This window comes from Kitasatospora sp. NPDC058162 (assembly GCF_042884005.1).
Taxonomy (GTDB): domain Bacteria; phylum Actinomycetota; class Actinomycetes; order Streptomycetales; family Streptomycetaceae; genus Kitasatospora.
Map to the genome: position 1 here is coordinate 26,292 of NZ_JBHVUS010000031.1, position 25,329 is coordinate 51,620.

At 73.4% G+C, this 25,329-nt stretch carries 22 protein-coding genes; 12 read left to right on the top strand and 10 right to left on the bottom strand.

Annotation, left to right across the window (positions count from 1 at the left end; translation table 11 throughout):
• Window positions 1–22: 22 nt before the first annotated feature.
• On the top strand, window positions 23–802 hold the full coding sequence (locus ACFVXG_RS35620) for an NAD(P)H-dependent oxidoreductase (RefSeq protein WP_387933719.1): 780 nt from the start codon (window positions 23–25) through the stop codon (window positions 800–802).
• 58 nt (window positions 803–860) lie between these two features.
• On the opposite strand, the gene ACFVXG_RS35625 is transcribed toward ACFVXG_RS35620, so the two are convergent.
• From ACFVXG_RS35625 to ACFVXG_RS35650, 6 genes are all read right to left on the bottom strand, one after another.
• Entirely contained in the window at window positions 861–1,454 is a 594-nt protein-coding gene (locus ACFVXG_RS35625) for a hypothetical protein (protein WP_387933721.1), read from the bottom strand.
• Complete coding sequence (locus tag ACFVXG_RS35630; protein ID WP_387933723.1) at window positions 1,451–2,836, bottom strand: DUF58 domain-containing protein; 1,386 nt, start codon at window positions 2,834–2,836, stop codon at window positions 1,451–1,453. The genes ACFVXG_RS35625 and ACFVXG_RS35630 overlap by 4 nt, the downstream gene beginning before the upstream one ends.
• The gene (locus ACFVXG_RS35635; protein WP_387933725.1) at window positions 2,833–3,828 is read right to left on the bottom strand and encodes an AAA family ATPase; all 996 of its coding nucleotides are present in this window, start codon (window positions 3,826–3,828) and stop codon (window positions 2,833–2,835) included. Before ACFVXG_RS35635 ends, ACFVXG_RS35630 begins: the two co-directional genes overlap by 4 nt.
• A 95-nt stretch (window positions 3,829–3,923) precedes the next feature.
• A complete protein-coding gene (locus tag ACFVXG_RS35640) occupies window positions 3,924–4,460 on the bottom strand; it encodes a hypothetical protein (RefSeq protein WP_387933727.1) in 537 nt (178 codons plus the stop codon).
• Window positions 4,457–5,437 (bottom strand): DUF4129 domain-containing protein, encoded by a 981-nt coding sequence (locus tag ACFVXG_RS35645; RefSeq protein WP_387933728.1) that lies wholly within the window; start codon window positions 5,435–5,437, stop codon window positions 4,457–4,459. Before ACFVXG_RS35645 ends, ACFVXG_RS35640 begins: the two co-directional genes overlap by 4 nt.
• 142 nt (window positions 5,438–5,579) lie before the next feature.
• Window positions 5,580–6,533 carry an alpha/beta hydrolase gene (locus ACFVXG_RS35650; protein WP_387933730.1) on the bottom strand — a complete coding sequence of 318 codons (954 nt, stop codon included), beginning with the start codon at window positions 6,531–6,533 and terminating at the stop codon, window positions 5,580–5,582.
• Window positions 6,534–6,805: 272 nt separating this feature from the next.
• Here ACFVXG_RS35650 and ACFVXG_RS35655 point away from each other — a divergent pair, with 272 nt between their 5' ends.
• The 8 genes from ACFVXG_RS35655 to ACFVXG_RS35690 all read left to right on the top strand — a co-directional run bounded on the left by ACFVXG_RS35655 (window position 6,806) and on the right by ACFVXG_RS35690 (window position 18,722).
• A complete protein-coding gene (locus ACFVXG_RS35655; RefSeq protein ID WP_387933731.1) occupies window positions 6,806–8,458 on the top strand; it encodes an IS200/IS605 family accessory protein TnpB-related protein in 1,653 nt (550 codons plus the stop codon).
• 24 nt (window positions 8,459–8,482) lie between these two features.
• On the top strand, window positions 8,483–9,112 hold the full coding sequence (gene thpR / locus ACFVXG_RS35660; protein ID WP_387933733.1) for an RNA 2',3'-cyclic phosphodiesterase: 630 nt from the start codon (window positions 8,483–8,485) through the stop codon (window positions 9,110–9,112).
• Window positions 9,113–9,175: 63 nt separating this feature from the next.
• The gene (locus ACFVXG_RS35665; RefSeq protein WP_387933734.1) at window positions 9,176–9,595 is read left to right on the top strand and encodes a hypothetical protein; all 420 of its coding nucleotides are present in this window, start codon (window positions 9,176–9,178) and stop codon (window positions 9,593–9,595) included.
• A gap of 200 nt (window positions 9,596–9,795) precedes the next feature.
• Complete coding sequence (dnaE, locus tag ACFVXG_RS35670; RefSeq protein WP_387933736.1) at window positions 9,796–13,383, top strand: DNA polymerase III subunit alpha; 3,588 nt, start codon at window positions 9,796–9,798, stop codon at window positions 13,381–13,383.
• A gap of 259 nt (window positions 13,384–13,642) precedes the next feature.
• Entirely contained in the window at window positions 13,643–14,428 is a 786-nt protein-coding gene (locus tag ACFVXG_RS35675; RefSeq protein WP_387933738.1) for a class I SAM-dependent methyltransferase, read from the top strand.
• A 213-nt stretch (window positions 14,429–14,641) separates the two neighbouring features.
• Window positions 14,642–16,171: a Y4yA family PLP-dependent enzyme gene (locus tag ACFVXG_RS35680; RefSeq protein ID WP_387933740.1), complete on the top strand. Its 1,530-nt coding sequence runs from the start codon at window positions 14,642–14,644 to the stop codon at window positions 16,169–16,171.
• Complete coding sequence (locus tag ACFVXG_RS35685) at window positions 16,168–17,511, top strand: pyridoxal-phosphate dependent enzyme (RefSeq protein WP_387933741.1); 1,344 nt, start codon at window positions 16,168–16,170, stop codon at window positions 17,509–17,511. The genes ACFVXG_RS35680 and ACFVXG_RS35685 overlap by 4 nt, the downstream gene beginning before the upstream one ends.
• Before the next feature lie 11 nt (window positions 17,512–17,522).
• Window positions 17,523–18,722 carry an aminotransferase class V-fold PLP-dependent enzyme gene (locus ACFVXG_RS35690; protein WP_387933743.1) on the top strand — a complete coding sequence of 400 codons (1,200 nt, stop codon included), beginning with the start codon at window positions 17,523–17,525 and terminating at the stop codon, window positions 18,720–18,722.
• Window positions 18,723–18,769: 47 nt separating this feature from the next.
• Here ACFVXG_RS35690 and ACFVXG_RS35695 read toward each other — a convergent pair whose 3' ends face one another.
• Complete coding sequence (locus ACFVXG_RS35695) at window positions 18,770–19,828, bottom strand: hypothetical protein (RefSeq protein WP_387933745.1); 1,059 nt, start codon at window positions 19,826–19,828, stop codon at window positions 18,770–18,772.
• Between the two features lie 167 nt (window positions 19,829–19,995).
• Between ACFVXG_RS35695 and ACFVXG_RS35700 the strand changes: the two genes are divergently transcribed.
• The 3 genes from ACFVXG_RS35700 (at window position 19,996) to ACFVXG_RS35710 (ending at window position 21,659) form a co-directional block, all read left to right on the top strand.
• Window positions 19,996–20,463: a rhodanese-like domain-containing protein gene (locus tag ACFVXG_RS35700; RefSeq protein WP_387933746.1), complete on the top strand. Its 468-nt coding sequence runs from the start codon at window positions 19,996–19,998 to the stop codon at window positions 20,461–20,463.
• Window positions 20,457–20,972 (top strand): GNAT family N-acetyltransferase, encoded by a 516-nt coding sequence (locus ACFVXG_RS35705; RefSeq protein ID WP_387933748.1) that lies wholly within the window; start codon window positions 20,457–20,459, stop codon window positions 20,970–20,972. The genes ACFVXG_RS35700 and ACFVXG_RS35705 overlap by 7 nt, the downstream gene beginning before the upstream one ends.
• Window positions 20,973–21,170: 198 nt before the next feature.
• Entirely contained in the window at window positions 21,171–21,659 is a 489-nt protein-coding gene (locus ACFVXG_RS35710) for a hypothetical protein (RefSeq protein WP_387933750.1), read from the top strand.
• A gap of 38 nt (window positions 21,660–21,697) precedes the next feature.
• Here the strand turns inward: ACFVXG_RS35710 and ACFVXG_RS35715 are convergent, their stop codons facing one another.
• The 3 genes from ACFVXG_RS35715 to ACFVXG_RS35725 all read right to left on the bottom strand — a co-directional run bounded on the left by ACFVXG_RS35715 (window position 21,698) and on the right by ACFVXG_RS35725 (window position 25,259).
• The gene (locus ACFVXG_RS35715) at window positions 21,698–24,187 is read right to left on the bottom strand and encodes a helicase-associated domain-containing protein (RefSeq protein WP_387933752.1); all 2,490 of its coding nucleotides are present in this window, start codon (window positions 24,185–24,187) and stop codon (window positions 21,698–21,700) included.
• Window positions 24,188–24,252: 65 nt separating this feature from the next.
• Window positions 24,253–24,453: a hypothetical protein gene (locus ACFVXG_RS35720; protein WP_387933754.1), complete on the bottom strand. Its 201-nt coding sequence runs from the start codon at window positions 24,451–24,453 to the stop codon at window positions 24,253–24,255.
• A 194-nt stretch (window positions 24,454–24,647) separates the two neighbouring features.
• Complete coding sequence (locus ACFVXG_RS35725; protein WP_387933756.1) at window positions 24,648–25,259, bottom strand: TetR/AcrR family transcriptional regulator; 612 nt, start codon at window positions 25,257–25,259, stop codon at window positions 24,648–24,650.
• Between the last annotated feature and the right edge of the window lie 70 nt (window positions 25,260–25,329).

Consider the following 25,329-nt stretch of genomic DNA (forward strand, 5'->3'; position numbering starts at 1 on the left):
GAGCCATGAGTACGGAGCCCCCATGAAGACGCTGATCGTCCACGCCCACCCGGAGCCGAAGTCGCTCAACAGCTCGTTGAAGGACCTCGCGGTGTCCACCCTGGAGGGCGCCGGGCACGAGGTACGGGTGAGCGACCTGTACGCGATGAACTGGAAGGCGGCGGTGGACGCGGCAGACTACGGCCCGCAGGCCTCGGACCCGCTCAGGGTCGCCCTGGACTCGGGCCGCGCCTTCCAGAGCGGGACGCTCACCCCGGACGTCCGCGCCGAGCAGGAGAAGCTGCTGTGGGCCGACACGATCGTCTTCCAGTTCCCGCTGTGGTGGTACTCGATGCCCGCGATCCTCAAGGGCTGGGTGGACCGGGTGTTCACCTACCGCTTCGCGTACGGCGTGGGCGAGCACAGCGACACCAAGTACGGCGAGCGCTTCGGCGAGGGCACCCTCGCGGGCCGGCGGGCCCTGCTGTCGGTGACCGTCGGCGGCCCTGAGTCGCACTACGGCGCCCGCGGGATCAACGGCCCCATCGACGACCTGCTGTTCCCGATCCACCACGGCATCCTCTACTACCCGGGCATCGAGGTGCTGCCGCCGTTCGTGCTGTACGGCACCGACCGGATCACCGACGAGGAGTACCCGGCCGTCGCCAGGGCCTGGGAGCAGCGCCTGCTCACCCTGGAGTCGACCGAGCCGATCGCCTTCCGGCGGCAGAACTTCGGCGACTACGAGATCCCCTCGCTGCACTTGAAGGAGGGACTGGAGCCCGCCGGCCGCACCGGGTTCGGCCTGCACGTGCGCGGCTGACCGCGGGTCGGGGGACGGCGCCTCCGACGGGGCCTCAGACGGCGCCTCAGCCGGCGCCTCAGCCGGCGGCCGGACCGTCGGCGTCCTCCGGTGGGCGCTCCGCCGCCGGGCGCAGGGCGAGGCCCACGCCGACGGCTGCCGCGGCCAGGCCCAGGACGGCGAGCGGACGGGACCACTCGCCCGCCGCGGTCGGGGCGAAGGACAGCGGCAGGACCAGCAGCGAGGCGGTGAGGGCGGCGGCCGCGTGGGCGGGGCGGACGGTCGGGCGGTGCGGGCCGAACGCGTCGAGCAGCAGGAGGTAGCCCGCCAGCAGGACCGTCACGGCGAGCACCCGCCACCAGGAGGGCTCGCCGAGGGCGGCGAGCGGGACGGCTCCGGCGGCGAGCAGGGTGGTGCGGGTGGCGGACAGCCGCGCGGACCACCGCGTCGGGGTCGGGCCGTCCGGTGCGGGGACGGCGGCCCACAGCGCGACGGCGGCAACGGGCAGGAGGCAGCCGGGTCCCAGCCGGTCGGTGAGCGTACCGGGCCCGGTGCCCGCGGCGGCGAGGGCGAGGACGGTGCCGGTGAGGCGCAGCGCGGCCTGTTCGAGGCGCGCAGACCGGCCGGAGCCGCGGGGCGCGGGGTGCGTCGAGGTGGTCGAGGGCGGGGTCATCGGCCGGCTCCCGTCACGCGGCGGCGCAGCAGCGGCCCGAGGGCCAGGTCGAGGGTCTCGCCGGGGGTGTGGCCGACCACCGGGATGCCCCGGCCGCGCAGGGTGGCGCGCATCGCCTCGCGTTCGGCGCGCCACAGGCGCAGCGCGAGGGCGTCGGTCTCGTCGTCGGGGCGGGCCGTCGGCTCGCCGGCCGGGATCTCCACGACGACGAGGGGGTTGCCGCGTTCGCGGATCCCGCCGAGGACGTCGAGGATGCGCTGGTCGGCGAGCGGCGTGAAGGCGTAGACGAGGGCGTGTCCGGGCAGGGCGGCGAGCGGCAGGGGCGGCAGGGCGCCGCGCGGGGGGCGGTCCTGACGGGCCTCCAGGACGCTCTCCACGATGCGGTAGAACTGCCGGTCCCCGGTGGCGGCGGTGAGCAGGCGCAGGCGTCCGCCGACCGCGACGAGGCCGATCCGGTCGTGGCGGCGCAGGTAGGCGCGGGTCAGGCCGGTGGCGGCGCGCAGGGTCTCGTCCAGGCTGCGCCGCCCGGTGGCGGTGTCGACGTAGTCGGCGAGGGTGTCGAGCAGGAGGACCGCGTCGACGGCGCGCTCGGCGGCGAACTGGTTGATCTGGACGGCGTCGCGGCGGGTCGTGGACGGCCAGTGGATCCGGCGTTGCCGTTCGCCGGGCACGTGCGGGCGGACGCCGACGACCTCGACGCCGGTGCCCTCCTGGGCGGTGGCGTGCTCGCCGATGCGTTCGGGCAGGCGGACCGGGACCGGGGTGAGGCGGGCCGCGTCGGGGACGGGGAAGACGTCGACCGTGCCGAGGTCGGTGCGGACGGTGCGGCGGGTCAGGCCCCGGGCGTCGGGCACGTCGAGGTCGACGACGCCCAGGTGGCGGCGGCCCCAGCTGTCGGCGCGCAGGACGAGGTCGACGCCGTCCGGGGTGAGGGCCAGGGCGTCCAGGGCGAGGCCGGGGCCGAGCGAGACGGTGGGCTCGGGCGGGCCGATCCGGCCGTCGTGCTCCACGATGACGTGCACGGTCACCGGCTCGCCCTCGAAGCAGCGGCGCGGTCGGACGGTGCTCCAGGCGGACAGCCGAGTGGGGCGGCCCGGTCCGGGAGCGGCGAGCACGAGCAGGACGGCCGCGAAGGCGGCCGGGGCGAGCAGCCAGGCGTGGCCGGTGACCAGGGCGGTGACGGCGGCGACGGTGGCCACCGTGAGGAGGCGCAGGGTCTGCTCGCCGGGCCGCCAGTGCGGGGACGGCGGGCTGTCCGGCAGGCCGGCGGCGCCGGCCCGGGCGCTGCGGGCGACGGCCAGCTCCCGGGCGCGGCGGGCGAGGCGGTCGGTGTCGGCGGTTGTCGGGTCGACGGTCTCCTCGGCGGCCGGGGCCGGGTTCACGGTGCCACCGCGCGGGGCAGCGTCTGCGGTGCCGGGACGGCGGCGACCAGCCGCGCCACCACCTCGTCCGCCTCGATCTGGCGCACCCACAACTCCGGCTTGAGCGTGACGCGGTGGGCCAGGGCGGGCCCGGCGAGCGTCTTGACGTCCTCGGGGGTGAGGTAGTCGCGGCCCTCCACCATGGCCTGGGCGCGGGCCAGTTGGATCAGCGCCAGGCCGCCGCGGGGCGAGGCGCCGACCTGGATCTGCTGGTCGTTGCGGGTGGCGTCGACGAGGGCGATGACGTAGTCGACCAGGTCGTCGTCGACCTCGACCCGTTCCACCGCGGCCCGCATGGCGAGCAGCTCCGCCGGACCGACCACCGTCTCCAGGACCGGCTCGGGGGCCGCCCGGTCGATCCTGGCGCGCAGCATCGCCGCCTCCGTGGCGGTGGGGAGGTAGCCCATCCGCACGCGCAGCAGGAAGCGGTCGAGCTGGGCCTCGGGCAGGGCGTAGGTGCCCTCGTACTCGATCGGGTTGGCGGTGGCGATGACCAGGAACGGGTCCGGCAGGCGGCGGGTGGCGCCGTCGACGGAGACCTGGCCCTCGGCCATCGCCTCCAGCAGGGCGGCCTGGGTCTTGGGCGGGGTGCGGTTGATCTCGTCGGCCAGCAGCAGCTGGGTGAACAGCGGGCCGGGCCGGAACACCATCTCGCCCGTGATGCGCTCGTAGAAGGGGGCGCCGGTGACGTCGGAGGGCAGCAGGTCGGGGGTGAACTGGATCCGGCGGAAGTCGAGGCCCAGGGTGGTCGCGAAGGAGCGGGCCAGCAGGGTCTTCCCGAGCCCGGGCAGGTCCTCGATCAGGACGTGCCCGCCGGCGAGGGCGCCGAGCATGACCAGGCGCAGCGCCTCGGGCTTGCCGACGACGGCCCGCTCGATCTCCGCGAGCACCGCACGGGCCCGCTCTCCGGCCTGCTGCGGGGTCAGGTCGGGGCTGGTGGAAAGGTCGGACATGGCGCTCCTGCGGAAACGATTCGGTCGCTGAGTACGGGGGTCGGGGTCGCTGAGGGGGTCGCTGCGGGGGTCGGGCGAGGGAAGGTGCCGGGAGGTCACAGGGAGTCGAGCCGGTCGACGAGCTCGTGCAGCACCTCCGGCGGGAACACCTCGGCCGGCCTGGGCGCCAGCGGATCGATCCACGGCCACAGCCGCGGCCCGAGGAGTTCGGCCGCCCGGTCGCGGTCCGCCGGCAGGTTCAGGCCGTGGACCTCCGCGAGCCGTACCGCGTACAGCCGTTGGAGCCGGGCGCACAGTGGCCCGGCGTCGCCCTGGGGGTCGAGGCCCTGGCGGACCGTCCAGCGCCAGTCGCCGAGGCCCTGCTCGTAGACGTCCGTCCCCCGGGGCTGACGGAGCAGGGTGAAGGGCCGGGCCTCCGCGCCGGCCACCCGGCGGGCGAGGAGCAGACCGGTGAGGGCCAGCAGGACGACGCCGGCCCCCGCTCCGGGCCAGCCGCCGACCAGGGCGCACAGGATCTCGGCGAGGACTGCGGGCCCGGCCAGCTCGATCAGGCTGTGGCGCACCGAGCCGGGGCGGGCGAGTTCGCGGGCCTTCCCGTCCGGGCCGGTCTTCCGGTCCGTTCCACCGCTCATCGGTCTCCTCCCCCGGTGTGCGCCGCCTCGGTGGCGGCCGGGGCTCCGCTGTCGGCCGCGGGTTCGGTGTCCGCGAGCCGGGCGGCGATGGCGTCCAGGGCCGTACGGGCCCGGCGCACCTGGCCGTCGTCCATCGGGTGGGTCGAGAACCGGGCCTCGCGGAACAGCGCGGTCAGTTCCGTCGCCGCGGCGGCGTCGATCCGCTCGTCGGACAGCGCGCGCCGCAGCAGTTCGGTCGGGCTCTCCGAGGCGTGCCGGGGCAGGCCGGAGGCGGCCAGCGAGCCTTCCATCGCCGCGTAGCAGGCGATCACCGCCGCCCGGGCGTCCGTCCCCCCGAGCGCTCGGCGTCCGGAGGCGACGGCCTCGGCGAGAGCGTCCTCGGGGCTCACGGACGCGGCCACGCCGGGCAGCACCGCCGGTGCCCGCCGGTCCCGCCGTCGGCGCAGCCGGAACAGCACGACGGCCCCGAGCACGAGCGCCGCCGCGGCCGCCAGGACGAGCAGCACGAGCAGCACGACGGTCAGCACACCGACTTCCGGGCCGACCTGCGGCCCGGCCGACGGGGTCTGCGGCTCGGCCTGCGGAATGACGGTGGGCGCCGGCGGACCGGGCAGTGCGGTCGGCCCGGACGAGGCCCGGACTTGGAGGACCACCAGCAGGATCGGCACCGCGACGGCGGCCAGCGGCAGCAGCAGCACGGCCGCCTCCCGCAGCCGCTCGGCCCGGGGCGTCGGCCCGTCGAGGTGGCGGACCTCCTCGCGCAGGCGCACCGCGAACCGGCCGACCAATCCGGCCCAGCCCAGCCCGAGCAGCACCGCGAACCCGAGGCCGCCCACCGGACCGCTCGCCGCCGTCCCCAGCAGCCCGCCAGCGGGCCGCAGCGCCGCGGTGGCCGTCAGCAGCCCTCCGCCGACCAGCAGCGCCCCCGCCGGCCGACCCCAGCGCCCGCGCGTACCCGACGGCCGCCCACCGCTCATTCGAACCCCCCGGTCCCCCGCGCCCGACGGCGCGCGGGATGCAGCGTCGCACACCGACCGTCACAGTGTCATCTGCCGTCACAACCGCCCCCGACAAGCCCCCGGCCCGCCCCCGTCGGCGTGCCCGAGCGGCCGGACCTCCTCACGCAGGGGTCAGCGCGTGCCCCACCACCGCCATCGCCTCGGGCAGCACCCTCCGCCAGAAGCCGTCCGTGTGCTCCCCGTCGGGGAACCATGCCGTCCGCGCCCGCGCCTGCCGTGCGACCTGGCGGGCGGCGGGGCAGAACGGGTCCTCCTGGCCGCACCACACACCGAGGGTGCCGACCTGCAGCTGGTCCAGGCCCAGCGTCGGCTCGTGGGCCCGCCAGTCCGCCTCGTCGGCGTACCCGCCGGTGGTTCGGGCGTCCGCCCAGGTACCGAAGACGGCCGGGCTGAGCAGCGCCACGGCGTCCAGGTTGCGGCCGGCCCGGGTGCGTCCGAGGGCGTACTGCAGGGCGCCCGAGCCGCCCATGGAGATGCCCAACACCGCGCGTGGCGTGGGCAGTTGGCGGGCGTGCAACCAGCCGGGGAGCTCCTCGCGGAGCATCGCCTGCGGGTCGTCGCCGCCGGGCTGCTGGTGCCAGTAGGTGGCGTCCCCGCCGTCCACGGCGACCAGCGCGAACGGCGGCACGCCGTTCCGGACCGCGGCCGCCAGGAACTGTGGCATCCCCAGCGCCACCATGCCGTGGGCGTCGTTCCCGCGCCCGTGCAGCACGACGCAGACCGGCAGGTTGGTGCTCGCCTCGGCGCCGGGCGGGAGCATGGTCACCATCGTGACCTCCCGCCCCCGGGCCGCCGAGCGCACCTGCTCGACGTGCACCGCTCCCGGCGCCACGTCCGGCACCGTGCCGTCGGTCCCGGTCATCCCCAGCACCTTCTTCAGCTCGACCCCACCGGGCAGCCAGCCGGCGATCATCCCGCCCCCGGCCGCGGCCCCGAGCAGGGCGCCGCCGCCCACGACGCCCGCCCCGAGCCGCAGCAGGCGCCGCCGTGACAGGGCGCGCTCGGCGGGGTCCGCCGTGGGAGGTTCGGCGGAGCTGCCGAGGTGTGTGGTCATGTCTGTTCCCCGTTCGATTTCGTGCAGACGGGCCGTCGGCCCGCTCCCCCCGGTCGACCTCGCCCGGGCAAATGATCACCGTAGGGGACGAGGCACCGGGCCGCCCGGTTCCGCCCGCGGCCGCGCCCGGGCGCCGGGATGGTGAACTGCTGGGGGTTGAGGTCGTTTTGGTGTTCATGGGTGTGTATGAGTGGGTTTCCGATCTTGACCTGCTGGGTGGGTGAGGCCACTGTCAGTGGTGTGTGTCAGGGTGGTGGGCACTGGCGGGAGAGGTGGATGAGGTGACTGAGTCGAAGAGGCAACTCCGCTCGATCGACGCACCGTTCGTTGCCTTCGGCCCGTCGGGAGTGACTGTCCGAGACCGCCTCAAGGGTCTTGTCCCGCAGGATGAGAAGGTGCTGCGGCTGGTCGGGGAGCATCTGGGTTCGCTGGCATCCGGCGACCTCAAGGTGCGGTGCGCTGACGGCCTGGATCACTCCACGGACACGTGGGCGACGCGTAAGCGGGACCTGACCGCGGTGTCGTCGTCCCGATGGGCCGGATCGATCACGAAGGCGACGCATGATCAGTGGGCGTTGTCCCGGCGCGGTCAGGCCGCACACCTGGACTCCCTGGGCGCGGGCATCCGGATGCTGCGGCACCGTCTGTCGTTGCCGGTCGGGGAGAGGGGCACCGAGCGAGCGCCCAGTGGCTACCGCTCCAGGCAGGAGTGGTTCGTCAAGTCCCGCCGTCTGGCGGCCCTTGAGGAGCAGTGTGCGCAGGTCGCGGCCGATCGTGAGGCGGGTCGTGTGCGGGTGGTGCGGGGTGGGCGGAAGTTACTGAACACCCGGCACCACCTGACGGCGGCGGACCTGACCGAAGCCCGGTGGCGGGAACTCTGGGAGGCGTCCCGCTGGTTCCTCGCGGCTGACGGGGAGTCCGGGAAGCGGTTCGGGAACGAGACGATCCGGGTCACCCCGCAGGGCGAGGTGTCGCTCAAACTGCCCGCCCCGCTGGCGGACCTGGCGAACGCCAGGAGCGGCCGGTACGTCCTGGCCGCGAAGGTGTCCTTCCCGCACCGGGGCACCGAATGGGCCGACCGCATCGAGGACAACCGAGCGGTGGCGTACCGCATCCACCTGGATGTGGACCGGGGACGCTGGTACCTGGACGCCTCCTGGACCCGCCCCGTCGTGCGGACCATGCCGCTGCAGGCGGCACGGGCGGCCGGGATGGTCGGAGTGGACACCAACGCCGACCACTTCGCCGCCTGGCAGCTCGACCCGCACGGCAACCCGGTCGGAGACCCCCAGCGGTTCCCCTACGACCTTTCCGGCACCGCCACGCACCGCGACGCACAGGTCCGCCACGCCATCACCCGGCTCCTCCACTGGGCCCAGCGGTGCGGTGTCACCGCGATCGGCCTGGAGAACCTGGACTTCACGCAGGAGAAGACCCGCGAGAAGCACGGCCGCAGGAAGAAGTTCCGGCAGCTCATCTCCGGCATCCCCACCGGCAGACTCCGCGCCCGTCTCGTCGCCATGGCCGCCGAGCTCGACATGGTCATCGTCGCGGTCGATCCCGCGTACACCTCCCAATGGGGTGCGCAGCACTGGCAGAAGCCCCTCACGACACCCACCCGTAAGACCACCCGACACGACAGCGCCGCTGTCGCGATCGGCAGGCGCGCCCTCGGACACCCGATCCGGCGACGGACGGCACCGCCCCACGACGACCGGAGCGATCGTCGCGGGCATCGGACCGCCCAGGCCCCACCGGGCGTCCAGGGGCGTGAGGAAACCCGCCGCCCCGCCACGGACCGTGCACACGATGCACGCCGCCGAACGGGGACCACGAGAACGCGGGCGACCAGCCGGGCATCCAACACCGTTCGGGATGCACGCAGTGATCAGACCTGGGTCCAAGACTCACTCCTGATCACTTGATGGGAACGGTGCTAGAAATCCCCCGTGGACGATCACCCAGAACCCCCCACCCGGCGCGTCTTCGTGGCCCTGGCCCCGCCCGACGAGGCCAAGGACGAACTGGCCCGGGCCCTGCGGCCCGCCTACGCCGGGTACCCGCGGCTGCGGTGGAACCGGATCGAGGACTGGCACATCACCCTGGCGTTCCTCGGCGAACAGCCGTCCACGGTCGTACCGCTGCTGCAGTCGCTGCTGGCCGCTCCGGTCGCCTCGCGTCCCGCCCTGCGGCTGAGCCTGCGGGGCGGCGGCCACTTCGACGAGCGGCTGTTGTGGAGCGGGATCGACGGCGACCTGGAGGCACTGCACCAGCTCACCGCCGACGTCCGGGACCTGGTCCGGTCCTGCGGGATCCCGTTCAGGGACCGACCGCTGCACCCCCACCTGACGCTGGCCCGCTCGCGCCGCGACGACCCCGACAGCGTGCCGCAGGCCGCGGCCGGGCTCACCGGGTTCACGGGCCGGCCGTGGCGGACCGAACGCCTCCACCTCGTCGCCAGCAACATCGGCCGCGGCCCGGGGCCGATCCGCTACCGCGACATCGCCGCGTGGCGCTTCGGCACCACCGCCGAGGCCGAGGGCCACAGCGAGGGCAACGGCGAGCCCGGCGAGCCGTAGACCCCCCGGTAGGGTGGAACGGCACGTCGGAGGGCCGTGATCGGCCGGGGAGGGTCCTGGACCATGGGGAAGAAGAGCGAGCTGGACGACCTGCGGGCGCGGCTGGCGACGCTGGAGGCGGAGGTCGACCGCCTGCGCGGCCAGGCCGTGGCGACGCGGACGACAGCGGCACCGGCTGCGGCACTGGCACCGACACCGGCGGCGACCGGCCGCGGCCGCGCGGAGGTCCGTACCGCCGGCCCGGCGCCGGAGGCGGTCCGCGAGGAGCAGACCGGGCAGCCCCAGTCGATCACCGGCATCGCCGATGCCCTCGGCATCATGGTCTCCGGACGGGTCCCCGGACGGGTCCCCGGCCGGGCCGAGGAGCCGACCCAGGTCCTGCGGGCGCGCGCCGAGGCCCCGGAGAGCCGGACCCTCCCGCTCCCCGCACACGGCCAGTTCCTGGAGAGCCTCCTGGAGGGCCGGCCGGCCCTCCAGAAGTAGCCGCGCCACGGCCACGCCGTCAGCCACAACCGCGCGGTCGGACCCGGTCAAGGCCGGTCGATCACCGTCAAGGCGGCGAACAGGAGCCGGGAGGATCGCGTCAAGGCCGTCCCCGCCACCCCCGGCGTTCCGCACCGCGCGGGCCGAGGCGCTAACGTGGACGGCTTCCGTACCCGCGGTCCACCGAGGAGCAAAGCGCCGTGTCCGACAGCTTCGCGCACCTGCACGTCCACACCGAGTACTCGATGCTGGACGGGGCGGCGAAGAACGGGAAGCTGTTCGCCGAGGCGGAGAGACAGGGCATGCCCGCCATCGCGATGAGCGACCACGGCAACATGTTCGGCGCCTACGAGTTCTTCCACGCCGCCGCCAAGACCGGGGTGAAGCCGATCATCGGCATCGAGGCGTACGTCGCCCCGGCCTCCCGCTTCCTGAAGAAGCAGGTGTTCTGGTCGCCCGGCGGCCAGCGCCCCTCCGGCGCCGACGGCGAGGGCGGCAAGGACGTCTCCGGTGGCGGCCGCTACACCCACATGACCATGTGGGCGCAGAACGCCACCGGCCTGCGGAACCTCTTCAAGCTCTCCTCGCTCGCGTCGATGGAGGGCTACTACATGAAGCCCCGGATGGACCGCGAGCTGATCGCCGCCAACGCCACCGGGATCATCGCCACCACCGGCTGCCCCTCCGGCGAGGTGCAGACCCGGCTGCGGCTCGGGCAGTACGACGAGGCGGTCAAGGCGGCCGGGGCGTACCAGGACATCTTCGGCAAGGAGAACTACTTCCTGGAGCTGATGGACCACGGCCTGTCCATCGAGAAGGACGTCCGCGACGACCTCCTGCGCCTGGCCAAGGACCTGAACATCCCGCTGCTGGCCACCAACGACTCGCACTACGTGACCGCCGACCAGGCGGACGCCCACGACAGCCTGCTCTGCGTCGGCGTGGGCAAGAACAAGGACGACCCGAACCGGTTCAAGTTCCAGGGCACCGGCTACTACGTGAAGACCGCCGAGGAGATGCGCGAGCTCTTCCGCGAGCTGCCGGAGGCCTGCGACAACACCCTCGCGATCGCCGAGCGGATCGAGTCGTACGACGAGGTCTTCACCTACGTCGACCGGATGCCCCAGTTCGACGTCCCCAAGGGCGAGACCCAGGCCTCCTTCCTGCGCAAGAAGATCGAGGTCGGGCTCCAGCACCGGTACGGCGACAGCCCCAGCCAGGAGGTGCTGGACCGGATCGAGCTGGAGATGGGCGTCATCACCCCGATGGGGTTCGACGCCTACTTCCTCGTGGTCGCCGACATCTGCCAGTACGGCCGGGACAACGGCATCCCGGTCGGCCCGGGCCGTGGCTCGGCGGCCGGCTCGATGGTCGCCTACCTCACCGGCATCACCCAGCTGGACCCGCTGGAGCACGACCTGCTGTTCGAGCGCTTCCTCAACCCCGAGCGCATCAACCCCCCGGACGTCGACATCGACTTCGACGACCGCCAGCGCGACCAGATGGTCCGCTACGTCACCGAGAAGTACGGCGCCGCGTACACGGCCCAGGTGAACACCTTCGGCACCATCAAGGCCAAGGCGGCCGTGAAGGACGCCAACCGCATCCTCGGCTACCCGTTCGCGATGGGCGACCGGATCACCAAGGCGATGCCGCCGGACGTCATGGGCAAGGGCGTGCCGTTGGCCGACCTGTTCGACGAGAAGCACTCCCGGTACAACGAGGGCACCGAGATCCGGGCGCTGTACCAGAACGAGCCCGACGTCAAGAAGATCATCGACACCGGGCGCGGCATCGAGGGCCTGATCCGCGGCACCGGCGTGCACGCCGCGGCCGTCATCCTCTCCTCGACCCCGCTGCTGGAACTGATCCCGCTGCACATGCGGGACAAGGACGGCGTGATCATCACCGGCTTCGACTACCCGTCGTGCGAAGCCATGGGCCTGATCAAGATGGACTTCCTGGGTCTGCGGAACCTGGGCATCATCGACCACTGCATCAAGATCGTGAAGGCCAACCGAGGCATCGACGTCGACATCGAGAAGATCCCGATCGACGACCCCACCACGTACCAACTGCTGGCCCGCGGCGACACCCTGGGCGTGTTCCAGCTCGACGGCGGCCCCATGCGCGCCCTGCTCAAGCTGATGAAGCCCACCGAGTTCGCCGACATCTCCGCCGTCTCCGCGCTGTACCGGCCCGGCCCGATGGGCATGAACTCCCACACCAACTACGCGCTGCGCAAGAACGCCCAGCAGGAGATCATCCCGATCCACCCCGAGCTGGAGGAACCGCTCAAGGACGTCCTCGGCCCCACCTACGGCCTGATCGTCTACCAGGAGCAGGTCCAGCGAGCCGCCCAGGTGCTGGCCGGCTACTCGCTCGGACAGGCAGACCTGCTGCGCCGCGCGATGGGCAAGAAGAAGAAGGAGGTGCTGGAGAAGGAGTTCGTCCCCTTCCACGCGGGCTGCAAGGAGCGCGGCTACTCCGACGAGGCGATCCAGGCGGTGTGGGACGTCCTGGTCCCGTTCGCCGGCTACGCGTTCAACAAATCACACTCCGCCGCGTACGGCCTGGTCTCGTACCAGACCGCCTACCTCAAGGCCAACTACCCGGCCGAGTACATGGCGGCGCTGCTCACCTCCGTCGCCGACGACAAGGACAAGATGGCCGTCTACCTGGCCGAGTGCCGGCAGATGGGCATCAAGATCCTCTCCCCCGACGTCAACGAGTCGGTCGTCGACTTCACCGCCGTCGGCAGCGACGTCCGCTTCGGCCTCAAGGCCGTGCGCAACGTCGGCGTGCCGGTGATCGAGTCCCTGGTCGGCACCCGTGACGAAAAGGGCAAGTACACCTCCTTCGCCGACTTCCTGGACAAGGTCGAGCTGGTGGTCTGCAACAAGCGCACCATCGACTCCCTGATCAAGGCCGGCGCCTTCGACTCGCTCGGCCACAGCCGGCTCTCGCTCAGCAGCGTGCACGAGAGCGCCATCGACGCCGTCACCGGGGTGAAGAAGCAGCAGGCCATCGGCCAGGACGACCTGTTCGGCGCCCTCGACACCGGCGACGGCGCGCCCGCCATCGGGCTGGACTTCCAGCTCACCGACAACGAGTGGCCTCGCCGTCAACTCCTCGCCCTGGAACGCGAGATGCTCGGCCTGTACGTCTCCAGCCACCCGCTGGACGGCGCCGAGCACATCCTCTCCCAGAACCGCGACGTCTCGATCGCCGAACTCCTCGGCTCCGGCCGCTCCGAGGGCGAGGTCCGGCTCTCCGGCCTGATCACCGGCGTGGACCGGCGGATCAACAAGGCGGGCAACGCCTGGGCGATCATCACCCTGTCCGACCGCGACGGCTCGGTCGAAGTGCTGTTCTTCCCCGCGACCTACAACCTGATGGCCGAGCAGATGATCGAGGACAACGTCATCTCGGTCCGCGGCCGCCTCAACGAGCGCGACGGCTCGCTGAGCATCTTCGGCCAGGAGATCGCCACCCTGGACGTCTCCTCCGCCGAGCTGGGCACCAAGCCGCCGGTCCAGATCACCGTCCCGGCCTCCCGGATCACCCCCGAGGTGGTCGCCGAGCTCAAGCTCGCCCTCCAGGCGCACCCCGGCGACGTCCCGATCCGGCTGCTCACCACCAACTGGGACAAGAACACCCTGTACGAGCTGGGCTTCCGGGTGAACCCCGACAACGGGCTCGCCTCGGACGTCAAGACCCTGCTGGGCAACCGCGCCTGGGCGGGCGCGGCCGTCCGCGCGGTCGCCGATCAGTCCATGGGCAGGTAGACCGGAAGGTAGGCCGACAGGCCGGCCGCCGGGAGGACCGGGCCGGGGGCGGGGGGCTGCGGCGCCCCGCCCCCGGCCTTTCCGCGTGCTCCGCGTGCTCCGCGTGCTCCACGCCCACGCCGCCGGCCGCGCTCGGCCTGCCGCACTCGGCACAGATGAAAACGGATATCATTATGGTGCAGGCAGCGGATCACACCGGCCGGTTCCGTTGCCAATCCATATGGACATGACACACATTGGCAGCGAACGGGGAACGCGCATGCGCACGGACACAGCGGGAGTCGGAATGCCGGTGGACGCGACCCTGGCCGGGGCCTGGGTGGAGCGCTGGGAGCGCCAGCAGGAGCGCTACGCGGTGGAGCGCGAGGAGCGGTTCACCGTGATCGTCGATGTGGTGGAACAGGTCGTCGGCCCCCGCGGCAGACCGCTGATCGCGGACCTCGGCAGCGGCCCCGGCTCGCTGTCCGCCCGGGTCGCGGAGCGGCTGCCGCACGCCGAGGTCATCGCCGTCGACATCGACCCGCTGCTGCTCGCGCTCGGCCGGGCCGGACACCCCCGGGTGACCCGCTGGGTGGAGACCCTGATCGGCCGCCCGGGCTGGATCGAGGACCTCGGACTCGACCGCCCGCTGGACGCCGTGCTCTCCTCCACCGCGCTGCATTACCCGCCCCCGGAGGCGCTGCTCGGGATCTACCGCGACCTCGCCCGGGCGCTGCGGCCCGGCGGCGTCCTGGTCAACGGCGACCACCTCGTCCCCCAGGAGCCGTCCCTCGCGGAGCTCGCGCTGGCGATCGGCCGGCGCCGCTCCCAGCGCCGGGGCGTGGGCACCGCCGAGGACTGGTCGCAGTGGTGGGAGGCCGCCCGCGGGATCCCCGAGTTCGCCGAGCTGCTGGCCGCGCGCGAGCGCCAACTGCCGCCCAGCGAAGGCGGCGACAACGGCCTGTCCGCCACCCAGCACGCCGAACTGCTGCGGGTGGCGGGCTTCCGCCAGGCCGGGTCGGTGTGGCAGTACGGCGCCAGCTCCGTCCTGGTGGCCCTGCGCTGAGCCGGACCGCCCGCCACCCGAGATCCAACTCCCTTTTGTCACAAGCGGATTGGTTTCTTTCGCATTGGCACAGACTTTGCGATGGCGTGACAGAAAGTGCTGTTGATTCAAACTGAAAACAGTTACCGTTTCCCTCGGTCGTCGACCGGCCGGGGCAGCCCGTCGACGGCCGCGTGCCCCAACGCCCGGACCTCCGACGGGAAGCAGAACGCCATGCGGCCCTCACCGCTGTACCTGGAACCACGGCTGGAGCCCCGGCTCCGATCCCTCCTGGAGACAACCGACTTCCTGCACACCCTGGTCGACGCGCTCGGGTCACCGCTCAACCTGCTGCTGCCCGACCAGATCGCCGACAACCTGGCCCGCTTCCGGGCCGTCTACCGCAAGCACCACCTCACCGGGCGGATCTACTACGCCCACAAGGCCAACCGCTCCAGCGCCCTCGTCCGGCGGCTCGCCGCCGACGCCGGGCCGGACGCCGGGCCTGGCGCCGGAACCGCCGCCGGGCTGGAGGCCGGGCTGGACGCCGCCTCCCTCGGCGAACTCCAGCACGCCCTCGGCGCCGGGCTCACCCCCGAGCGGATCATGGCCACCGGCCCCAAGAACCGCGAGTTCCTCTGGCTGGCCGCCCGCACCGGCGCCACCGTCCACCTGGACTCCCGGGCCGAACTCGACGACCTGGCCGACCTGGTGCGCAAACACGCCCTCCCCCGGGTGCCCGTCATGCCGCGGCTCTCCGGCTTCCGCTCGCCGGGCGTCACCGTCCTCACCCGGCCGAGCCGCTTCGGCTCCCCGGTCGGCGAGCTCGACGACCTCCTCGACGCCCTCGAACGCCACCGCGACGCCGTCGAACTCACCGGCGTCGCCTACCACTTGGACACCACCGGCGTGACCGAGAAGGCCGTCGCCCTGGAGGCCTGCATCCGGGTCATGGACGACTGCCACCGCCGCGGCCTGCGCCCCCGCACCATCGACATCGGCGGCGGCTTCGGCGTCAACTACCTGGCCGACGCGGCCCAGTGGGAGCAGTACACCACCGCACTGACCGAAGCCGTGCTGGGCCGGCGCCCCGCGCTCACCTGGCAGGGGCACGGCTACGGGCTGCGCAACGAGTCCGGCACCCTGCGCGGCGCGCTGGGCCTGTACCCGGCGCACCGCGCGATCGCCGCCGAGGCGTACCTGGACGAGCTGCTCTCCCAGCGGGCGCCCACCCTCGGCCGGCCGCTCGCCACCCTGCTGCTGGAGAACATGTACGACCTGGCCGTCGAACCCGGCCGGGCCCTGGTCGACCAGTGCGGGGCCACCCTCGCCCGCGTCCTGGAGGTGCGGCGGGGGCCGGAGGGCGAGCGGATGGTGCGGCTGGAGATGAACGCCCGGGACGCCGGCCTGGAGGACCACGGGGTGCTGATGGACCCGGTGCTGATACCCCGGTCCGCCGCCCCCGCGGCGCCGGACGAGCCGGTGGGCGTCTACCTGCTCGGCAACCTCTGCCTGGAGGCGGACCTGATCACCCGCCGGCTGGTCCACCTGCCCCGGCTCCCCGCCCCCGGTGACCTGCTGGCCTTCGCGAACACCGCGGGCTACCTGATGGACTTCAACGCCGGCGGGCCCATCCGGCAGCCCGTCGCGCGCAAGGTCGCCGCCTACCGGCAGGACGGCGCCTGGCACTGGCGCCTCGACGAGCAGTACTGGCCCCTCGACACCACGGGGGCCGCGACACACCAGGGGGACGGACCGGCATGAGGTACGACAGCATCACCGACGCGATCGGCGACACCCCGCTGGTCCGGATCGACCCGGCGGTGACCGGCCTGCGCAACATCGACCTGTACGCCAAGCTGGAACTGCTCAACCCCTTCGGCTCGGTCAAGGACCGCGCCGCCTGGAACATGACCCGCGAGGCGCTCCCGGCCGCCGTCGAACGCGGCGACACCGTCGTGGAACTGTCCAGCGGCAACACCGCCAAGGCGCTCGCACTGATCGCCGGGATGCACGGACTGCCGTTCAAGAGCGTCACCAACCGGATGAAGGTCCCGGAGATCAAGGACCTCCTGCTGCTGCTCGGCGCGGAGATCGAGGAACTGCCCGGCCGGGCCGAGTGCCTCGACCCCACCGACACCGACGACCCGCTCACCCGCATCCACCGGATGCTCTCCGAGGCGGAGTCTGGTTACCTCCACACCGACCAGTACTTCAGCCCGCTCAACCTCGACGCCCACCTCACCGGCACCGGGCCGGAGATCGTCCGCGACCTCGACGGCCGCGCCCCGGACGTCTTCATCGCCTGCGTCGGCACCGCCGGGTCCTCCACCGGCGTGGCGACCGTGCTGCGCGCCCACAACCCGGCGGTCGAGGTGGTCGGACTGGTCGCCCACAAGTCCGACTTCATCCCCGGCATCCGCACCATCGACGAGGTGCACGAGGTCGGCCTGTTCGACCCCGGCACCTACGACACCATCGAGTCGGTGACCTCCGACCAGGCCATCGACGGCATGCTCACCCTGGTGCGCCGCTGCGGCCTGCTGGCCGGACCGACCGGCGGCGGCGCCTACTACGGCGCGCTGCGCCACCTCCGGGCGCTGGACGCCGAGTTGGCGGATTCCGAGTCGGCGGGTTCCGGGGAGCGCCGGACGGCCGTCTTCATCGTCTGCGACCGGGTCGAGAGCTACCTCGGCTACCTCCGCGACCGCCGCCCGGAACTCTTCGACCGGCCCGCGCGGCCGAACTCGGTGGGCACCCTGACCGAGGCCGAACTCGCCGCCGTCCGGGCCGTCGACGTGGACGCCGCCCGCAAGTGGATCGCCGAGGACCACCCGCTGGTGATCGACCTGCGCGGCCCGTTCGCCTACGCCGCGCTGCACATCGAGGGCTCGATCAACATCGTCGACGAGCTGTTCGACGAACTCCTGCACGGCGGACTGCCGTTCGGCACCCGGCAGCCCGTCCTGCTGGCCTGTCCGGTCGGCGAGAAGTCGGTGCGGTACGCGGCGCTGCTCACCCGGATGGGACACCGGGACGTCCGCAGCCTGGCGGGCGGCATCATCGGCTGGCGCGACGCGGGCGCGCCGCTGGTCCGGGACTGAACGGGGCCGCCATGAGCACACTCGACGAACTCGGCGAACTGGACGGCTGGCACCGGGAGTTGCGGGAGCAGTTCCCGATCATCACCGGCGCCCCCGAACAGGCCTACCTGGACAGCGCGGCCACCGCGCAGAAGCCGCGGACGGTGCTCGACACCGTCCACCGCTACCTGACCACCGCCAACGCCAATGCCGGGCGCGGCACTTACACCTGGGCCAACGCCACCACCGCACTGGTCGAACGCACCCGCACCCGGGTCGCCGCCTTCCTCGGCGACAAGGCGCCCGGAGACCCCTCCGGCGTCCACTTCACCAGCGGCACCACCGAGGGTCTGCGCACGGTGGCCCGGGACTGGCTGCCCCGGCACCTGCGCGACGGCGACGAGATCATCGTGCCCTTCGCCGACCACCAGGCGAACGCCCTGCCCTGGCTGGAGGCCCAGCAGTCGCTCGCCGAGCGCGGGGTACGCATCCGGGTGCGCGAACTCCCGTACGACCACGCCTCGCACGACTACGACCACCGGGCACTGCCCCAACTCGTCACCGAGCGGACCGCGTTCGTGGCCGCCACCCACGTCCACCACGTGTACGGCGCCGACATGAACGTGCACCGGATCCGGGCCGCCGTCGGCCCCGACGTCCCGATCTGCCTGGACGCGGCGCAGAGCGTCGGCCACCTGCCGGTGGACGTCGGCCGCCTCGACGTCGACTTCGTGGTCTTCTCCGGCCACAAGGCGCTCGCCCTGCCCGGCACCGGCGCGGTGTGGGCCCGCAACACCCGCGGCCCGGAGTTCCACCCCGGCGGCTGGAGCGGCACCCCCAACACCTGCGGGATCGCCAGCCTGGAGGCCGCCCTGGACTGGCTCGACGCCGCCGGAACCGACCGCATCCAACGCTGGACCACCGCCCTGGCCGCCCGCCTCACCGACGGCCTGCGCGGCCACGACGCCTACCGCGTCCTCGGCTGCCAGCAGAGCCTGGCCGCCGACTCCCCGGTGCAGCGGCGCGAAGGCATCGTCACCTTCCGGCACGGCGGGATCCCCTCCAACGACCTCGGCTTCATCCTCGCCAGCCACGGCCTGATGGTCCGCGCCGACGGCCACTGCCAGGGCCGCGCCGGCGAGACCGACTCCTCGGTCCGGGTCAGCCTGCACGCCTACAACTCCTCCGCGGAGATCGACCGGCTGCTCACCGTCCTGGCCGGCCTGCGGTAGCCCGGGGCCCGCCGCGACCGCCTGTGGCGGTGGCGGCGGCGGGCGGGTCAGCGCCGCCAGCGGTGGTAGGCGTTCCACTCCTGGGTGAACCAGGTGCCGTCGCCGGCCGGCACCACGGTGTCGACCTCGGCCATCGGGTACTCGACGCGCCCGTGCAGGGTGCCGGTGGCGGGGTCGGCGAGCCAGTGGCTGTACTCCCGCCAGTCCTGCTCGCCGAACATGTACACCGCGGCCTCGTCGTACGGGTTGTGGAGCGTCACCAGCGCCGTGCCGTCGTCCACGAACCCGCCCCAGGTGGAGATGTACGGGGCGTTGTGCACCGAGCAGTCGCCGGTGCCGGGGGCCGGGAAGTCGCTCAGGGGGAGCGAGGCGGTGCGCTGGAGCGTGAGCGCGTCGCGCCAGCTGACCTCCCGTCCCCTGCCGTCGACGGTCATGCAGCGGGCGTCCCCGGCGTCCTGGTCCAGGAACTCGCAGTCGTCCGGGAGCTCGGGGAAGTGGTCCGGCGGCAGTCGGCGGCCCAGGACGATGGCGCCGGACTCCTCCCGTGCCTCGTAACGCGTGACCGCCGTACGCTCTCCGGACACGGTCACGCCGGCGATCCCGCCGTTCCCGTCCTGGAACAGGCTGACGGAGCGCGCGTAGCCGCCGCACGGGAGCACGCTGCGGGCCAGCACGGTGCCCTCGGCGTCCAGGGTGAGGAACAGAGTGCGGTCGGGCAGTCCGGAGGGCAGCCGCAGCCAGATCCGAAGCTGCCGGCCGGCGCCACCCGCCGCGAAGTCGACGTACCCCCAGCGATCCACCCGCCAGGTGCCGTACGGCTGCTGCCACAGCCTTCGGCCGTCCCGGGCGACGGCGACGTATCCCTCCGAGGTGCCGAAGACGGCGAGGGACAGGTCGGGGGCCACCCACGTCCGCAACCACCACTCGGGCGACGGGGCCGGGAACTCGGCCGCCGGTTCCGCCTGTTCCCGCAGGTCGTAGAAGCGCAGAGACTCGGCGTCGTGGACCTCCAGACGAGGGACCGGAGCGGTGGTGTCGATAGACGTCCGGGCGGTGCTCGAACTCGGGATCGGGTAGCTGGCCACCAATCGAGGCGTGATCGTCATACCGGCATCCTCTCGCAGTGGACACCTGGCGGGATCTTGGTGATCCCAGGCGTTCACGCCACTCGTGGGGGCGGGCCCCGGGGCCGAAGAATGGAGTCATCGCCGAACGGGGAAGCCCGGAACGGCCCACCGAACCCCGCCCGACCAGCAGGAACAGAGGTCCTCCGATGTCCGCCAGCGCCGTCCTGAACGTCCCCGCCGCCACCCCCGCCGAGGCCGCCGCCCACTACGCCGCCCGCCTCGCCTTCGAGGCGGACGTCTCCGACGTCCGCGCCGACCTGATCTCCGGCGCCCCCGGTGTGGTGGTGGTCGACACCCGCAGCGAGGTCGCCTGGAACCAGGGCCACATCCCCGGCGCCATCCACCTCCCCACCGCGCGGATCGCCGAGCTCGCACCGCAGTTGATCGACCCGGCCACCCAGACCGTGGTCACCTACTGCTGGGGCCCCGGCTGCAACGGCGCCACCCGCGCGGCCCTGGCCTTCGCCCGCCTCGGCTACCCGGTCAAGGAGATGCTCGGCGGCTTCGAGTACTGGGTCCGCGAGGGCTTCGCCTTCGACACCGCCACCGGCACCGAGAGCCGCCCCATCGACGACCTGACCGCCCCGCGCTCGGGCATCTCCTGCGCATGCTGACCACCACCGCCCGGCCGGGCGGCACGATCCGCCCGGCCACCGCCGCCGACCTCCCGGCGCTCGCCCGCCTGTGCGCCGACCACGCCGCCTACGAGCGCGCCGGAGCCGACGCCGTACCCGCCGACCTCGCCGCCCGACTGGAGCCCGTGCTGTTCGCCGCGCATCCGAGGGCGTGGTGCCTCGTGGTCGACCACGACGGCGAACTGACCGGCTACGCCAGCTACTCCCGCGAGTTCTCCACCTGGCAGGCCACCGACTACGTCCACCTGGACTGCCTCTTCGTCACCGAAGCCCACCGGGGCGGGGGCTGGGGCCGCGCCCTGCTCGACGCCGTGACGGACGCGGCAGCCGCCCTGGGCGCCGCCGAGGTGCAGTGGCAGACGCCTGACTGGAACACCGACGCCATCCGCTTCTACCACCGCGCGGGCGCCCAGGCCCGCCCCAAGGTCAGGTTCTCCCTCGCGACCACCCGCCCGACGGATCAACGGCCCGGCCCGCACCGGACGTAGAACAGTGAACCTCTGTTCACGAAGCGGAGGAATCACGGCAATTCGACCGTGTCCGACCGAAGCCGTTTTCCCGAAATGACCCGATGGTCGATCGTCCGATCCCGGTGGGCGGGCCTGGCGGCGGTTCAACTCCGCTGTGCGACGGCGGTGCCGGGGGCTCCGGCGGGGTTTCGGAGGGGGGCCGGTTTCCAGGTGTCAGTGGCGGTCACTAAGGTCGCGGTCCCGCTGTCGGTGTTCCCGGCGCGGGTGCAGGGCTACACGCGGGTGTCCGCCGAGGCGCGGGCGAGCTGCACCAGCACGGACACCGTGGCGGCGACCCTCGCCGGGTTGATCACCCAGAGCCAGGGCTGCCTCGGCGTCGAGCTGGCGCTGTACAAGGACGCCGACGGCAACCAGTACAACCTGGGGCTGCTCACCCTGAAGGACCAGGGCGACCTCGCGCACGTGATGACCGTCCTGGGCAGCCACCCTGAATCCCGCCAGGTCGCCATCCACCTCGCGCCCAAGGACTCCGGCCTGCGCCCCCTGCCCCTCGACAGCCCCTTCGTGCAGGGCTTCTCGGCCTACGGCCACAGCATGCTCGTCGGCTCGGCCCAGTGGTCCGACGGCCGCGGCTCGGACCTCGACCAGCTCTCGAAGCTGCTCGCCCGGCTGACCAACGCCGTCATCACCAACGTCCCCGCCTGACCGGGGGTCGCTCGCCGCGACCACGATCGGGTCGCCGGTCAGCCGGGCATCACGCCGTGGATGCGGGAGAGGGTGAACACCCGCTGGTCGTCCCGCAGGTGGCACCAGGCGTTCAGGTAGGGGCCGTCCAGGGCGAGGCGGCTGAGGGTGCGGACGCTCGTGTTGCCCGAGGTCGCGACGTACTCGATCGTGACGGCCTGCCGCTCGTCGACGGCATGGGCGAGCTGGCGGACGTCGGTGGAGGTCAGGTTGCGGGCGTACCCGGCGATCGTCTCCTCGGTGCCGCCGGTGCGGGGGCGGCCGTCGCGCGGGTCGGGTTCCGTGCTGTGCTGCGGGGCGTCGCGCAGCCGGGCGGCGAGGGCGCGCAGGTCGACGGGCCCTCCCGCGGCCGCGGTGCGGGGAGGTTCCTTCCGCCGGGTGCGGGACCTGCCGCCGCTTGGGCGCGGGGACGGAACCGGGCCCGCCGTGCGGGGCCGCGGCGCCCGTTCGATCCGTACGGTCCCGTCGGGTTCCTCGGCGACGGGGGCGTAGCCCGCGGCGCGCAGGGCCGCGAGGGTCTGGTCCGGCGGGGTGCGGCTGATCAGCACCGTCGGTGCCAGCAGGCGCAGGCCGAGGGGGGCGAGCGCGCGGTGGGCGGCGAGTTCGGCCAGGAGGGCGGGTTCCTGGCCGTGGATCACACAGGCCGCGGCCGCGACGCGCACCCGGCCGTGGCTGCGCGCGGTGTCGTGGATCAGGTACGTGAGCGGCTGGGGCAGCGGTTCGACGGCGACGGCGGCCAGGTCGGCCGTGAGGGCGTCGGGGGTGAGGCCCGCGTCGAGGGCGCGGCGGACGCTGCCCGGGCTGAACCGCCAGACGGACGCCGCACCGGCGCTCTCCCGGTCCGCAGCGCAGTCCAGCAGCGTGTGGAGGTGCGCCGACGGCGTCCCGGCGATCACGGCCGTGAGGTCGCTGCCGAAGCGGGCGGTCCCGCCGGCGGCGGGCAGCAGCCGTCGGCACGCGTCGCTCAGCGCGTCGGCGTCGGCAGCGGCGGAGTCGGCGGCGGCGAGCAGGGCGGTCCCGAGCGGGGAGACGGCCCCGAGGGCGAGGACGCCGAGCAGTTCCGCCTCCCGGATCAGGGTCGCGAACGGCCCGACGTCCTGCGGGAGTTCGTCGGCGAGCGGGCGGAGCCACCGGAGCAGTTCCCCCAGCTCCGCCCGGTCCGCCGCGCCTGCACCGGCCGGGAGCCGGGCGGCGGCGGTGAGCAGCCCGTGCCGGGCCTGGACGCAGCCCGCACGCGGAGCAGCCGCGACGAGCGCGGGCAGGGCCTTCCCGTCCTCGTCGCGGCGTGCGCCGGGGGTCAGCGGGAGCGCCCACCAGGCCCGGAGCAGCACGGCGAGCCGCTCGGCCGGTTCCCGCGCGGCCCAGGTGTCGTAGGACGCGGTCGCCGCGACCCGGTCGCCGTCCGGGGCCAGCAGCCCGGCGGCGCTGGCCGCCTCCAGGGCGAGGCGCACCGGAAGCTCGTCGCAGTGCGCCGCCCGGCCGATCCGGGCGAGCTCGCGGGCGCCGACCCCGCCGGCCTTGCGCCGGGCCGGCGGAGCGGACGCGCACACCGCCAGGACGGACGCGGCGTGGGCGGCGAACACCATCGCGGCGGCCGCGGCCTCCCGTTCGACCTCCGGCACGGTCGCGGGCACCGGCCGCACCACGGGCGGGACGGGTGTGAACGGGGCGTGCCGGTCGCGGCCGCGCAGGGCCAGGGCCACCTCCGCGGGCATCCGGGCCGGACCGTAGCGGAGGCGCTCACGGATCAGCAGTCCCCGTTCCACCGCCCACTGTTCGCCGGGCGCGGCGTTCACCTGCGGAGCGCCGAACATGATGAGGGCCACTCGCTCCGGAACCGCATGGGCCCGCCGCTCGAGCAGCTCGCGGGCCGCCGCGGGCGCCTTGGCGACCAACGCGGCGACCCGGGCGGGATCTCCGTGGTGGGCGAGCAGCGCGGCCAGCCGCTGCTCCTTCCGGTTGCCGGCCGGCTTGATCCCGGCCTTGGCCAGCACGCGGGCCAGGTCGTCGGAGTTCAAGCCCGCGAGCAGGCGCGCGAGCGGTGCGTCGAGCCCCAGCGGCGCGGACCACGCCTCTCGCAGTGGCGGCGGCAGGTGCAGCCGGCCGTCGTCACCCGGCCACACCAGCGCGCGATCCGCCAACTCCTCGAGGACGGAGGCCAATTCACGGGCACGTTCACCGTCCGTCGCGTCCAGCAGGCCTGCCAGCTCTGCCGGCTCCACCCGCTCGCACTGCTCGTCCTGCGAGACGCCACTCAGCGCGGCGAGGGCCTCTGCCACCTGGAGGCACGGCAGCGTCAGCCGCGACAGCGCCGACGCCACCGACGCCGGGCGCAGCAGACGGTCGGCCAGTTCACCGACCGACCGCAGTTCCGGCGCCGCCGCGGCGTCCGGGCGCGCCGCCAGGACCCGTTCCAACGCGGCCGCGTCGAGGCCGCCCAGCCAAGTGGCCAGCGTCGGCCCGCTCTTCGTACCGATGGGACACCTCACCGCTCAGGAGGACGGCCGTACCGGCCGGGGGCACCAGGATGGCCTACTGACAGAAGCGCATGGTGTCAGTGGGTGGCCTCGACGGCGATGCCGACGAGTTGGAGGATGGCGCGGCCCCAGGACGTGGCGGCGATCAGGACGCCGAACACGACCGCGGTGAAGACGGTGAACGCCTCGTCGCTGCGGCGCCGGGCCTCGGTACGTCGGCGGAGCCGGACGACGATGAAGATCGCGAGGAACGCGGTCGCGCTGATCGTGTACTGCACTGCCCATCCCTGACCCTGAGTGAGGTCCCGGTTACCCGGAGCCTGCCGCCGTTCGGGTGAGCATGCCAGAGCGCCCACCGATCCGGGGCGACTTTGCGGAAATCAGGCGGACGCGAACGGTCCCCGGTGCGTCGGCCGACGGTGGCGGTGACGAGCCCTCACGGCTGTACCACGAACCGGGGCCTGATGGTTCGTCAGGCGGGGAGGGCGGCCCAGGCGGCATCGATCAGGTCGAAGACCTCGTCCACCGCAGCCGCCGGGTCGGCCGCGTCGCGGGCCAGGGAGAAGGCGTCGACGGTGAAGCGGGCGATCGCGCGGCAGGCGGTCGGGGTGCGGGGCGGGCCGGGGAGGGTGGTGATGGCCGTCGCGAGGGACTCCGCGTGGCGCAGCCGCATCGACTCCTCGTAGGCGCGCAGGGCGGGCGAGGAGTCGATCAGGCGCCAGATCTGGACGGCGCCGTCTGCGGTGCAGTGCCGGACCATGGCGTGGATCTCGCGGCGCAGCGCGGGGATCAGCGGTTCCTCGGGGGTCCGCTCGGTGACGGCGCGGACGAGGCGCTGTTCGAAGTCCTCGTCCTGTTCGAAGACCAGGGCCTCCTTGGCGGCGAAGTGGGAGAAGACCGTGGTGACGGCGACGTCGGCCTCGGCGGCCACCTCGCGGATGCCCACCGCGTCGTAGCCGCGGTCGAGGAAGAGCCGCAGGGCGGTGTCGGCGATCTTCCGGCGGGTCGCGGCCTTCTTGCGCTCGCGGCGCCCGATCGGCTCGGTCGGCCCGATCGGCTCGGCGGGCGCGGTCTGCTCGGTCATGCCGTGATGCTATCAGCCACGAAAACGGAACAGCTTCAAAACACTAACCGTTAGTGTTACGGTCGGCCGC

Coding starts and splice junctions, on each gene's coding strand:
- ACFVXG_RS35650 (WP_387933730.1), bottom strand. CDS start 6,533: ATGACCACACACCTCGGCAGCTCCGCCGAACCTCCCACGGCGGACCCC.
- ACFVXG_RS35665 (WP_387933734.1), top strand. CDS start 9,176: ATGGGGAAGAAGAGCGAGCTGGACGACCTGCGGGCGCGGCTGGCGACG.
- ACFVXG_RS35620 (WP_387933719.1), top strand. CDS start 23: ATGAAGACGCTGATCGTCCACGCCCACCCGGAGCCGAAGTCGCTCAAC.
- ACFVXG_RS35680 (WP_387933740.1), top strand. CDS start 14,642: ATGCGGCCCTCACCGCTGTACCTGGAACCACGGCTGGAGCCCCGGCTC.
- ACFVXG_RS35685 (WP_387933741.1), top strand. CDS start 16,168: ATGAGGTACGACAGCATCACCGACGCGATCGGCGACACCCCGCTGGTC.
- ACFVXG_RS35725 (WP_387933756.1), bottom strand. CDS start 25,259: ATGACCGAGCAGACCGCGCCCGCCGAGCCGATCGGGCCGACCGAGCCG.
- ACFVXG_RS35640 (WP_387933727.1), bottom strand. CDS start 4,460: ATGAGCGGTGGAACGGACCGGAAGACCGGCCCGGACGGGAAGGCCCGC.
- ACFVXG_RS35625 (WP_387933721.1), bottom strand. CDS start 1,454: ATGACCCCGCCCTCGACCACCTCGACGCACCCCGCGCCCCGCGGCTCC.
- ACFVXG_RS35705 (WP_387933748.1), top strand. CDS start 20,457: ATGCTGACCACCACCGCCCGGCCGGGCGGCACGATCCGCCCGGCCACC.
- ACFVXG_RS35695 (WP_387933745.1), bottom strand. CDS start 19,828: ATGACGATCACGCCTCGATTGGTGGCCAGCTACCCGATCCCGAGTTCG.
- ACFVXG_RS35675 (WP_387933738.1), top strand. CDS start 13,643: ATGCGCACGGACACAGCGGGAGTCGGAATGCCGGTGGACGCGACCCTG.
- ACFVXG_RS35690 (WP_387933743.1), top strand. CDS start 17,523: ATGAGCACACTCGACGAACTCGGCGAACTGGACGGCTGGCACCGGGAG.
- ACFVXG_RS35635 (WP_387933725.1), bottom strand. CDS start 3,828: ATGTCCGACCTTTCCACCAGCCCCGACCTGACCCCGCAGCAGGCCGGA.
- ACFVXG_RS35645 (WP_387933728.1), bottom strand. CDS start 5,437: ATGAGCGGTGGGCGGCCGTCGGGTACGCGCGGGCGCTGGGGTCGGCCG.
- ACFVXG_RS35700 (WP_387933746.1), top strand. CDS start 19,996: ATGTCCGCCAGCGCCGTCCTGAACGTCCCCGCCGCCACCCCCGCCGAG.